The 11,664-nt window shown below is 65.7% G+C and carries 8 protein-coding genes; 6 read left to right on the top strand and 2 right to left on the bottom strand.

Annotation, left to right across the window (positions count from 1 at the left end; translation table 11 throughout):
* Window positions 1-8 precede the first annotated feature (8 nt).
* The 6 genes from tsaE (at window position 9) to AC0L18_RS13600 (ending at window position 9,813) form a co-directional block, all read left to right on the top strand.
* Window positions 9-1,520: a tRNA (adenosine(37)-N6)-threonylcarbamoyltransferase complex ATPase subunit type 1 TsaE gene (gene tsaE, locus AC0L18_RS13625; RefSeq protein WP_473492726.1), complete on the top strand. Its 1,512-nt coding sequence runs from the start codon at window positions 9-11 to the stop codon at window positions 1,518-1,520.
* On the top strand, window positions 1,517-2,287 hold the full coding sequence (locus AC0L18_RS13620; RefSeq protein ID WP_473492724.1) for a nucleotidyltransferase family protein: 771 nt from the start codon (window positions 1,517-1,519) through the stop codon (window positions 2,285-2,287). Before tsaE ends, AC0L18_RS13620 begins: the two co-directional genes overlap by 4 nt.
* Window positions 2,284-5,412, top strand: a complete 3,129-nt coding sequence (gene addB, locus AC0L18_RS13615; protein ID WP_473492722.1) for a double-strand break repair protein AddB — start codon at window positions 2,284-2,286, stop codon at window positions 5,410-5,412. Before AC0L18_RS13620 ends, addB begins: the two co-directional genes overlap by 4 nt.
* Window positions 5,409-8,918 (top strand): double-strand break repair helicase AddA, encoded by a 3,510-nt coding sequence (gene addA / locus AC0L18_RS13610; protein ID WP_473492720.1) that lies wholly within the window; start codon window positions 5,409-5,411, stop codon window positions 8,916-8,918. Before addB ends, addA begins: the two co-directional genes overlap by 4 nt.
* 74 nt (window positions 8,919-8,992) lie before the next feature.
* Window positions 8,993-9,316, top strand: a complete 324-nt coding sequence (gene trxA, locus AC0L18_RS13605; protein ID WP_091592579.1) for a thioredoxin — start codon at window positions 8,993-8,995, stop codon at window positions 9,314-9,316.
* Window positions 9,317-9,531: 215 nt separating this feature from the next.
* Complete coding sequence (locus tag AC0L18_RS13600) at window positions 9,532-9,813, top strand: cupin domain-containing protein (protein ID WP_023796896.1); 282 nt, start codon at window positions 9,532-9,534, stop codon at window positions 9,811-9,813.
* Window positions 9,814-9,851: 38 nt separating this feature from the next.
* Here AC0L18_RS13600 and AC0L18_RS13595 read toward each other — a convergent pair whose 3' ends face one another.
* Both AC0L18_RS13595 and AC0L18_RS13590 read right to left on the bottom strand, forming a co-directional pair.
* Window positions 9,852-10,271 (bottom strand): VOC family protein, encoded by a 420-nt coding sequence (locus tag AC0L18_RS13595; RefSeq protein ID WP_473492719.1) that lies wholly within the window; start codon window positions 10,269-10,271, stop codon window positions 9,852-9,854.
* 62 nt (window positions 10,272-10,333) lie between these two features.
* On the bottom strand, window positions 10,334-11,659 hold the full coding sequence (locus tag AC0L18_RS13590) for a bifunctional folylpolyglutamate synthase/dihydrofolate synthase (RefSeq protein WP_473492718.1): 1,326 nt from the start codon (window positions 11,657-11,659) through the stop codon (window positions 10,334-10,336).
* Between the last annotated feature and the right edge of the window lie 5 nt (window positions 11,660-11,664).

Raw genomic sequence — 11,664 nt, 5'->3', positions numbered from 1 at the left:
CGCGCTCGATGGCAGGCATGGTGCTAGAGCGTTTTCTGGCCGACGAGGCTGCGACCGCAAGGCTGGGCGAGGATCTGGCCATGTCGCTGCGCCCCGGCGACGTGCTGGCTCTCAGAGGCGATCTCGGCGCCGGCAAGTCGAGTTTGGCCCGGGCGCTGATCAGGGCAATGACCGACGATGCCGGTCTCGACGTGCCGAGCCCGACCTTCACGCTGGTCCAGAGCTATGAGGCGCGCGTCCCCGTCCATCATTTCGACCTCTATCGCCTGTCCGCGGCGTCCGAACTGGACGAACTGGGTTTCGACGAGGCGCTGGCGCAGGGCGCTGCGCTGGTCGAATGGCCGGAGCGGGCAGCGGCCTATTTGCCAAAGACTTCGGTGCTGATCGAACTCGTCCATCAGGACGCCGGACGCCTGGCGAGACTGTCGGGACAAGGCGCTGCCTTCGAGCGCGCGGCGCGCTCGTTGGCCATGCGCAATTTTTTGGAAAAAACCGGCTGGGGTGAAGCGCAGAGACGCTATTTTATCGGCGACGCCTCGGCCCGCTCCTATGAGGTCGCCTCGCTGGCCGGCCTGCCGCCGCGCGTGTTGATGAACTCGCCGCGGCTGGTGCTCGGGCCGCCGGTCCGCGACGGCAAGCCCTATGCGGTGATCGCCCACACCGCACAATCCGTCGCCGCCTTCGTCGCCATCGATCGGGCACTGCGGGCCGGCGGCGTCAGCGCCCCGGAAATCCACGCGCAGGACCTGGACCAGGGCTTTCTTCTCATGGAGCATCTCGGCTCGGAGGGGTTTCTCGGCCAGAACGGTCAGCCGCTGGCGGAGCGCTACGCGGCGGCGGCCGAACTGCTGGCGATGATGCACGGCAAGACGTGGCCCGATCGCATCGAGGCCGCGCCAGGCGTCTTTCACGATGTGCCGCCTTTCGATCGCGACGCCATGATGATCGAAGCCGAATTGCTGCTCGACTGGTATGTGCCGGCGATCACAGGCGGCCCGGCAAGCGATGCCTTGCGCGCCGGCTATGCCAAGCAATGGAACGCGGCTCTCGACCGGCTGGAGGGGCACGAATACACGCTCATGCTGCGCGACTTTCATTCGCCGAACATCATCTGGCGCGGCGAGCGTAGCGGTCACGATCGCCTTGGCATCGTCGATGTCCAGGACGCGCTGATCGGCCCCTCCGCCTATGATCTCGCCTCTCTCGCCATGGATGCCCGGGTTACGATCTCGCCTGAGATCGAGCGGCGGACGCTCGATGCCTATATCGCCGCGCGCCACAAGGCTGGCGTTTTTAACGAAGACGAATTCGTCGAGACCTATGCGATCATGGCAGCGCAGCGCAATTCGAAGATCCTCGGCATTTTCGTCCGGCTCGAAAAGCGCGACGGCAAGCCCTATTATCTAAAACACCTGCCGCGCATTCGCGATTATCTCCGGCGGGCGCTGGCGCATCCGGCACTGGCCGGCCTGCGGGATTTCTATACCGCCCACGGGCTGCTGGAGGAGCGGCCGCTGTGACGACACGCCCCAAAACCGCAATGGTGCTTGCCGCCGGGCTGGGAAAGCGCATGCGGCCAATCACCGACACAATGCCAAAACCGCTGGTCGGGATATCAGGCAAGACGTTGCTCGACTGGAGCCTGGACGGCCTGGCCCGCGCCGGCGTCGACAAGGCCATCGTCAACGTCCATTATTTTCCCGAGCAGATCGTCGCCCACGTCGCCGCGCGCCGCGCGCCGCGGGTCGTTATTTCCGACGAAAGCCAAACACTGCTCGATTCCGCCGGCGGTATCGTCCATGCTTTGCCGGAACTGGGAGGGGCTCCCTTTTACATCGTCAACGCCGACACCTTCTGGATCGACAGCGGCGTGCCCAACCTTGCCCGCCTCGCCCTTGCATGGGACGCGGCGAAAATGGATATTCTGCTGATGCTCGCGGATTCCCAGTCGGCAACCGGACACAGCGGCGGCACCGATTTCCTGATGGCGCCGGACGGCGCCTTGCGGCGTTCGAAAGGCGACCCGACAGGCCTGATCTATGCCGGCGCGGCGATCGTCCATCCCAGGCTTTTTAGGGATGCGCCGGCCGGCCCACACTCGCTCAACGCCTATTTCGATGCGGCCATCGCAGCCGGCCGCCTGTACGGCATGGTGATGCACGGCTATTGGATCACCGTTGGCACGCCCGACGCCATTCCGCTTGCGGAAGCGGTCGTTGCCACCGCTCTTGCTGAGTCGCCCGGCACTCTTACCGAGTTGACCAGCGCTCTCACCGAGTTGAAATGAGCGGCTCCCGCCGCGTTTCCTCGATCCCGCCCGGAGCGCCGTTTCTGCCGACGCTGGCCGAGGCCCTGCTGTCAGGGCGGCTTGTTCCCGGTTTCCGCTTCGACGGCGATCCGCTGGCGCTGGCCGACGCCACCATCTACGTGCCGACGCGCCGCGCCGCGCGGGCGCTGCGCGGCGTCTTCGTCGACTGTCTGGGTGGCCGCTCGGCGATCCTGCCGGTCATCCGCCCGCTCGGCGAGTTCGACGAGGACGAGGCCGCGTTCGAGGCCGACGCATCGGCCGCCATCGACCTCGCGCCGCCGATCGCCGCGATCGAGCGCCTGCTGCTGCTGGCGCCGCTGGTGCGCGCCTGGAAACGCCGCCTGCCGGCGCATGTCGCGGCACTTTTCGACGAGGAGATCGTCGTGCCGGCGTCGGCCGCCGATGCCATCTGGCTGGCGCGCGACCTGGCCCGGCTGATGGACGAGATCGAGACGGAAGGCACGGACTGGACCAGGCTCGCCGATCTGGTGACCGGCAACCTCGCCGGCTGGTGGCAAGTGACGCTCGACTTCCTGAGCATCGTCACCGAAAACTGGCCGAATCTCCTCGAAGAACGCAATCGCTCCAACCCGGCTGCGCATCGCAATGCGCTGATAAGGCTGGAAGCAGCGCGGCTGAAGCGCAATCCGCCGACCGGGCCGGTGATCGCCGCCGGCTCTACCGGGTCCATTCCCGCCACCGCCGAACTGCTTGCGGTGATCGCCGGCCTGCCCAGCGGCGCGGTCGTGCTGCCCGGCCTCGACCTGATGCTGGATGAGCCGTCATTCCAGGCAATTGCGGTGCCCGGCGCGCGGCCGGCCTTGCTTGGCCACCCGCAATACGGCCTGGCAAAACTGATCGGCAAGATCGGCGTGCTGCGCGGCGATGTCGAGGAGATCGCCGTTGCCGAAAGGCCGCTCGCGCTGCGCGCCGCACTTGTCGGCGAGGCGCTGCGGCCGGCGGAGACCACCGAGCTGTGGGTCGAGACGCGCGCCCGCTTTACGGCCGGCGATATCACCGAGGCCTTCGCCGACGTGACGCTGCTCGAAGCCGCCGGCGAGCGCGACGAAGCAGTGGCGATCGCCGTCGCGCTCAGACGCGCCGTCGAACAGCCCGGCCAGCGCGCCGCGCTCGTCACCGGCGACCGCGCCCTGGCGCGGCGCGTTTCGGTCGAGTTGTTGCGCTTTGGTGTCGTCGCCGACGATTCGGGCGGCACACCGCTTATCAACACGCCAGCCGCCGGCCTGCTCAGACTGGCGCTTCAGGCGGCGTTCCGCCCCGGCGATCCCGTGGCCCTGCTGTCGCTGCTCAAGCACCCGCTGCTTGGCCTCGGTCTGGAACGCACAAGCGTCCGTCACGCGGCGGAGATCGTCGAACTGGTGGCGCTGCGCGGCGGCACCGGCCGCCCCGACATCGCCTCGCTGCCGGAGCTCTTCGAGGCCCGGCTCCTCGAATTCGACGATCGCGGCAATCGCCGCCCGCCCTTCTGGCGATCGCGGCTTTCGGTCAGGCGCATCGAAGGCGCCCGCGAACTGCTCGTCCGCCTTGCTGCTGCGCTGGCGCCGCTGACCGCCTTTCGCAGTCAAGCCGAAGCCGATCTTGCCGAATTGACCCGGGCCAGCGTCATCGCGCTCGAAAGTCTCGGCCGAACCGCGGATGGCAGTCTGAGCGGACTCTATGCCGGCGATGCCGGTGAAAAGCTCGCCGAGCTTTTGCGCGGCCTGGTCGCTGCCTCGGCGTCGTTCTCCTTCGCGGCCGACGAATGGCCCGACGTGATGGAGGCGTTGATCGCGCCCGAGACGGTCAAGCCGGCACAAGGCACCGACAGGAACATCGCCATCTGGGGTGCGCTGGAAGCCCGGTTGCAGAACGTCGACACGCTGGTCGTCGGCGGGCTCAACGAAGGCGTGTGGCCGCGCAAGCCGGAAAGCGACCGCTTCATGTCCCGGCTGATGAAGACCGGCATCGACCTCGAGCCGCCCGAACGGCGCATCGGCCTGGCCGCCCATGATTTCCAGATGGCGATGGGGGCGAAGAAAGTGGTGCTGGCGCGGTCCGCCCGCTCCGGCGACGCACCGGCGGTGCCGTCGCGCTGGCTGCAGCGCCTGCTGACCTTCATAGGCAAGGACCATGCGGCGGTGCTTCGCCGGCGTGGTGATGAATTCCTGTCCTGGGCCCGTGCGCTCGATGCCGGCGAACGAAGAGACTTCGCGCCGCGGCCGCAGCCGAAGCCACCGCTGGATGTGCGGCCGCAACATTTCTCGGTCACCGAGATCGAAACGCTGCGCCGCGACCCTTACGCGATCTATGCCAGGAGGATCCTCCGCCTGATGCCGCTCGACCCGGTCATCCGCGACCCGGGTGCTGCCGAACGCGGCACGCTGTTTCACGCCATCCTGCATCTCTTTTCGCGGACCGTGGCCGATCCGCTTGTGCCGGAGGCGCTGGACGGTCTCATTGCCGCCGGCCGCGAATGCTTTGCCGAGACGGCCCTTCCTCCCGATGTCGAGGCGGTGTGGTGGCCGCGCTTCGAAAAGCTCGCCGCCGGCATCATCGAATGGGAGCGCGGCCGCGCCTTCGCCGTGACAATGCGGCATGCCGAGGAGCACGCCGAGAAAACAGGCGTCGGCCAGTCCGGCGTGACGCTGTCCGGCTATGCCGATCGTGTCGATCTCCTGGCCGGCGGCATGGCCGACATCCTGGATTACAAGACCGGCTCTTCGCCGTCGAAGGCGCAGGCCCATACGCTGCTTTCGCCGCAACTGGCGCTCGAGGGCGCGCTGCTCAGGCGCGGCGCCTTCAAGGGGCTAGGCGCGCGCGAGCCGTCGCAGTTGGCCTTCATCAGGCTGAAGCCGAACGGCGAGGTGTTCGAGGAATCCATCCTCGAATACAACCGCAAGCCGCGAACCGCCGCAGACCTCGCCGAGGAGGCCTGGGCGCGGCTCGAAAAACTGCTGATCCACTATGCCAACCCCGCGACCGGATACCTGTCGCGGGCGTTGCCGTTCCGCGAGGGCGAGACCGACGGCGACTACGACCATCTCGCCCGCGTGCTCGAATGGTCTGCCGGCGGCGACGCCGACGACGAGGGAGGGGAGGCATGAAGAAGGCCTATCCCATTCCGACCGATACCGCCGTCAGCCAGGCAAGCGCCTCAGATCCGCAAAATTCCGCCTGGGTGTCGGCCAACGCCGGATCGGGCAAGACCCATGTGCTGGCCCAGCGTGTCATCCGTCTTCTGCTGCGTGGCACCGATCCGTCGAAGATCCTGTGCCTGACCTACACCCGCGCCGCCGCCGCCAACATGTCGAACAGGGTGTTTTCGACATTGTCGGAATGGACGGCGCTTGGCGACGCAGAACTGGCGACAAGGATAGAGGCGCTGGACGGTCGCCAGCCCAATCGCGAAGCCATGCGCCGCGCCCGCCGGCTGTTCGCCGAGGCGCTGGAGACGCCCGGCGGGCTGAAGATCCAGACCATCCACGCCTTCTGCGAATCGGTGCTGCACCAGTTCCCGCTGGAAGCCAACATACCGGCCCATTTCGAAATGCTCGATCCGCAGATGGAGGCGTCGCTCTTCGCCGCCGTCCGCCGCGACATGATCTCGGGCACGGCCGCCGGCGATGCGGAGCTGGCCGAGGCTTTCGCCACCATTCTGGAACGCGGCGGCGAACACGGGCTTGACGCCTTGCTGGCCGAGATCGTGCGCAAGCGCGAAGGTCTGCGCGCCTTCATCAGCGCGGCTGGCGGCGGTGGTTTTCAGGCGCTGTTCGACGAGTTCAGGTTTCGCGCCGGCCAGACCGCGGATGGCCTGGCGGCGTCCGTCTGGCCGCTGCCGGGCTTCCTGCCGGACTATTTCATCACCTTCGCCCGTGCTGCTGAAGCCGCCGACGCCCGCACCGTACTCAACAACCTTCTGCCCTATGCGCGCCTTGCCTTCGCCGAGGATGATCCGGTTCGCCGGCTGCATCTGCTGGCAAAAGCCTTCCTGCGAGGCGATGGCGAGCCTTATGAGCCGGCAATGTTCAAGAAGGCGTTGCTCGACCGGTTGCCGGATCTTGCCGAGCGCTATCTGTCAGCGGTCGATGCCATTCTCGAAATCTCCGACCGATTGGCCTTGTTCAGGATGCTGGAGGGCACACGTGCCGCGCTGACCATCGCCGACTGGCTGATCGCCCGCTACGAGCACTTGAAGCGCGCCCGCGGCTTCCTCGATTTCAACGACCTCATCACCCGGACGGTCAATCTCCTGGCCCGGCCCGACGCCGGCCCCTGGGTGCAATACAAGCTCGACCAGGGCATCGACCATATCCTGCTCGACGAGGCGCAGGACACCAGTCCCGACCAGTGGGAGGTGGTGAAGCGACTGGCCGAGGAATTCTTTGCCGGGCTCGGCGCACGCGACAATGTTCACCGCACGGTGTTCGCCGTCGGCGACGAAAAACAGTCGATCTATTCCTTTCAAGGAGCGGCGCCCGACTCCTTCGCCGACTCAAGGCTGCTGTTTTCCGCAAAAGTGCGCGACGCCAAAGCCGCCTTCGCCGATCTCAAGCTGACCTGGTCGTTCCGCTCGACCGAAGACGTGCTTGCGGCGGTGGACCGTGTCTTTGCCGACCCGCTCGTGCGGCGCGGCATCAGCCACGATCCCGACCCGCTGACCCACAAGGCGATCCGCAGCGATGCGCCGGGATATGTCGAGGTCTGGCCGTCGATCGGCGCCGACGTCGTCGACGAACCCGACGACTGGACGCAAGCCGTCGACCACGCCCATGCACCGGCGGTGCGTGTTGCCGAAAACGTCGCGGCAACCATTGCCGGCTGGATCGGCGCCGGCGAGATCATCGAAGGCCGCGGCAAAAACCTTCGACCCGGCGACGTGCTGGTGCTGGTGCGCAAGCGCGATCGTTTTGTCCATGCGCTGACGCGCGCGCTGAAGCGACGCGACATCCCGGTCGCCGGCGCCGACCGCCTGAGCCTGCCCGGCCACATCGCGGTCAAGGACCTGATCGCGCTCGGTCACTTTCTCGTCCAGCCCGAAGACGATCTGTCGCTCGCCGCCGTGCTGCGCAGCCCGATTTTCGACGTTTCGGAAGAGATGCTTTTCGCGCTCGCCGGCGTCCGGCCGTCCGGCCTCTCGCTGATCGCATCGCTCAGGCAGCAGGCAGGCGAAAGCGCTGCCTTGGCCGCAATCGCTGCCCAGCTCGACACATGGTCTGATGAAGCCGCATTCAGGCCAGTGTTCGAATTCTATGCCGGGGCTCTCGCCCGCGACGGCTTGCGCAAGAAAATGATCGCGCGGCTCGGGCCGGAGGCCGGCGACATCCTCGACGAATTCCTGAGCTTCTGCCTGGCCGAGGAGCGGACCGGCCTGCCGGGACTGGAATCCTTCCTGGCGACGCTGGAAAACGCCGGCCCCGAGATCAAGCGCGAAATGGACCAGACCCGCGACGAGGTTCGCGTCATGACCGTGCATGCCGCCAAGGGCCTCGAGGCGCCTGTCGTGTTCCTCGTCGATGGTGGCTCGGCGCCGTTCAGCGATCAGCATCTGCCGCGACTGATGCCGTTCGATGGCTCGGGCCAACACTGGGACGGCAAGGGCTATCTCTGGCGTTCGGCCAACGATGTCGCCAATGGCTTTTCGCGGGCCGCTTCGGTCCGTGCGCGCGAACTGGCCGACGACGAATACCGCCGGCTGCTCTATGTCGGCATGACCCGCGCCGAGGACCGGCTGATCGTCTGCGGCTATCACGGCAAGCGGGCGCCGAATACCGGCACCTGGCACTCGATCGTCAGCCGCGCGCTGGTCGGCGCGCCCGAAAGCATCGAGCGGCAGCATCCCGCCACCGGCGAGACCGTGCATCGCTTTCACGTGACAAAATTGCCGCCGGTCGCACAGGCGGCCGCCGAAGCGGCGCGGCAGGCGCAACAGTTCGAGCCGTTGCCGAAGAGCCTGTTCCAGCCCTTGCCGCCCTTCGAGGATCTGCCGCGGCCGCTGTCGCCGTCCGGCGCCTCGGCGCTGATCGACGAGGCCAGGCAAGCCGTAGTCGACACCGGCTCGCCGGTGCTGGACACCGAGGCAGAACCTGGCTTTGCGGTGATGCGGGGGCTGGCGCTGCACAAATTGCTGCAGATGCTGCCCGGCATCGCCGAGACCGAACGCCGCGATGCTGCGGAGCGCTACCTCAAGCGCGCTGGCGCGCAATGGCCTGAAAGCGAGCGCGACAAGGCCTTGGCTTCGGTGGCGGCGATCCTTGCCGACAGCCGCTTCGATCAGCTGTTTGCGCCGAATTCACGCGCTGAGGTCGCGGTCATGGGCAGCCTGGAGGTCAAGGGCAAGCTGCGCTCGATCTCCGGCAAGATCGACCGGCTGGCGGTCACATCAGGCAGGGTGTCGATCGTCGACTACAAGACCAACCGGCCGGCGCCTGCAGCGCTGGCGGACGTTCCACCGGCCTATGTCCTGCAGCTCGCGCTCTATCGCGCGCTGCTCCAGCCGCTTTATCCCGGGCATGAGGTCTCGGCGGCGCTGCTGTTCACTGAAGCGCCGCGATTGATCGAGCTGCCGCCGGCGGCGATGGACGACGCCCTTGCCCGACTCACGGGAGCGTGACACAACAGCTGCTTGAAGAAGGGCGCGATCACCACCACATTTGGTGCGACAATAACTCTCGAAAGGATTTTCGCATGGCCACCGTCAAGGTCGACAAGAGCAACTTCCAGACCGATGTGCTTGACGCCAAGGAGCCGGTCGTCGTCGATTTCTGGGCGGAATGGTGCGGCCCGTGCAAGATGATCGCGCCGGCGCTGGAAGACATCGCCATCGAACTCGGCGGCAAGGTCAAGATCGCCAAGCTCAACATCGACGAGAATCCCGAGCTGGCCGCGCAGTTCGGCGTGCGCTCGATCCCGACGCTGATGATCTTCAAGGGCGGCGAAATGGCCGACATGAAGGTCGGCGCCGCGCCGAAGACGGCGCTGTCGCACTGGATCAACGGCAATCTCGCCTGATCCGGCGGAAATCCGCAGACAAGCCCGGCCCTCGCGCCGGGCTTTTTGCTGCGTCAACTAATGTACCGCGCGTCCCCCTGGACGCGCGAAGGACGCTGCTGCACTTGATCTGACCGAAGATCGGATCGGGATTTTCTGGGTCATGCGGCTGGTCCGCCGTGGCACTCGCCACTTGCCGGCCCATGTTCTTGTCTGGCTTAAAGCAGGAGAACGACATGACCGGATCCGCAAAGGCCACCGTCTTCATCGACAATGAGCGCGTCATCGTCACCGAATACCGCTTCGCGCCGGGCGACAATACCGGCTGGCACCGCCATGGCCATGATTATGTCGTCGTGCCGCTGATGGACGGCAAGCTCAAGCTCCTGACCAAGGACGGCGAATCCTTCGCCGAAATGAAGAAGGGGGCGCCCTATTTCCGCAAGGAGGGCGTGGAGCATGACGTCATCAATGCCAATGAGGGCGAGTATGCCTTCATCGAGATTGAGCTGAAGTAGTCCCCACCGAGGCCGTCTTCGCCATAGGCGTGAGGCGATCACCAATCCGCGATACGATCGCCTCCGACGAATTGTGCACTTTTCTCAGTATATTCAAACAGTTCTATCTTCACGTTGTTAGGATCGCGAATCCACGCCTGGTAGGTATCATCGCATGCGTGTTTCTTTGACGTGACTTCAACGCCTTTCGCTCTTACGTCGGCGATCGCGGCGTCAAGGTTTTCCACTTCAAGGCAGAAGTGGTTGATCTGGTTCAGCTCGCTATAGCTGGCCCCGTCTTTCTGGAACACCTCGACGTGGCTGCGGCTGCCGCAATTGAGATAGAAACCGAAAATCTTGCCGTCGCGCAGGAAGTTGAACTGGGTGTCCATGCCGAGGACGTCCCGATAGAAGCTTCGCGTCACTTCGAGATCATCTGCGAAGATGCAAACGTGAGCGAGCTGCTTTACCTTGATCATGACTGGCTCCTCGCGGTGATCTGACGAAGTCCGGCGTCATCGTGCCCTGGTGAACACGCGCCTCAAACCGGCGGCGTGCCATTTTCGGCCAGCACCGCGCCGGCCAGATAGAGCGAGCCGCTGATCAGGATGCGCGGCGGCGGTCCGTCCCACGTGTCGCGCAGCAGCATCAGCGCATTGGCGACGGAGCTCACCGGTTCGGCCGACAGGCCGGCCTCGACGGCGCGGATCGCCAGTTCGTCATTCGGCACACTGGCCTCGCTGAGGCTCACCGGCACCGTGTAGACATGCCGCACCAGGCCCTTGAAGGCGCGGAAATAGCCGCTCTGGTCCTTGGTGTTGATCATGCCGCAAATCAAGAACAGCGGCCGCGGGTTTTTTTCCTCCTGCTCGGCCAATGCCTCGGCGACGACCACGCCGGCGCCGGGATTGTGGCCGCCGTCGAGCCAGATGTCGGCGCCCTTTGGCGCCAGTTCCGTCAGCCTGCCTTGCGGCAATTTCTGCATCCGCCCCGGCCAGGTGACATTGGCCATCGCCTTGTCGGCGACGCGATGGCTGATCTCGAAACCTGCCGACTTGACCGCCGCAATCGCCGCCGCCGCATTGGCGAACTGGTGGCGCCCTGGCAGCCGCGGTGGCGACAGGTCCATCAGCCCGTCTTCGTCCTGATAGACCATCCGGCCGTTTTCCTCGAAGGCGAGGAAATCCTGGCCATAAACGAAGGTGGGACAGTCGAGCCGCTCGGCGGTTTCGATAAGCACCTGAAGCGCCGTTTCGCTTTCCTGCGCGCCGATGACCACCGGGCAACCGCTCTTGATGATGCCGGCCTTTTCGGCTGCGATCAGTTCGACACGGTCGCCGAGAAAGGATTCGTGGTCGAGCGAGACCGGCATGATCACCGACACCGCCGGTTCCTTGATGACATTGGTGGCATCAAAGCGGCCGCCAAGGCCGACCTCGATGATGACGGCATCTGCCGGATGTTCGGAAAACAGCAGGAAGGTGACGGCGGTGAGGATCTCGAAGACGGTGATCTTCTGGCCTTCATTGGCCTTGGCGACGCGGGCGATGGCATCGGCGAAGACCTCGTCCTCGACCAGCCTGCCGCCGCCGTCGGCGGCCAGCCGGTAGCGCTCATGCCAATTCACCAGATGTGGCGATGTGTGGACATGGACGCGGTGGCCGGCCGCTTCGAGCAGCGCCCGCGAAAACGCGGCGCAGGAGCCCTTGCCGTTGGTGCCGGCGATGTGGATGACCGGCGGCAGATGGTCCTGCGGATTGCCAAGCCGCTCCAGCAGCCGCGAAATGCGGTCGAGCGAAAGATCGAAGCCCTTCGGATGAAGCGACATCAGGCTTTCGATTTCGCGGTCGGCGGCAAGCGTGCTCATGGGAG

Source organism: Mesorhizobium sp. WSM4819 (genome assembly GCF_055811215.1).
Note: the sequence above shows the minus strand (reverse complement) of the source record. Positions and strands in the feature narration are given on the sequence as shown.

Coding starts and splice junctions, on each gene's coding strand:
- AC0L18_RS13590 (WP_473492718.1), bottom strand. CDS start 11,659: ATGAGCACGCTTGCCGCCGACCGCGAAATCGAAAGCCTGATGTCGCTT.
- addB (WP_473492722.1), top strand. CDS start 2,284: ATGAGCGGCTCCCGCCGCGTTTCCTCGATCCCGCCCGGAGCGCCGTTT.
- addA (WP_473492720.1), top strand. CDS start 5,409: ATGAAGAAGGCCTATCCCATTCCGACCGATACCGCCGTCAGCCAGGCA.
- AC0L18_RS13595 (WP_473492719.1), bottom strand. CDS start 10,271: ATGATCAAGGTAAAGCAGCTCGCTCACGTTTGCATCTTCGCAGATGAT.
- trxA (WP_091592579.1), top strand. CDS start 8,993: ATGGCCACCGTCAAGGTCGACAAGAGCAACTTCCAGACCGATGTGCTT.
- tsaE (WP_473492726.1), top strand. CDS start 9: ATGGCAGGCATGGTGCTAGAGCGTTTTCTGGCCGACGAGGCTGCGACC.
- AC0L18_RS13600 (WP_023796896.1), top strand. CDS start 9,532: ATGACCGGATCCGCAAAGGCCACCGTCTTCATCGACAATGAGCGCGTC.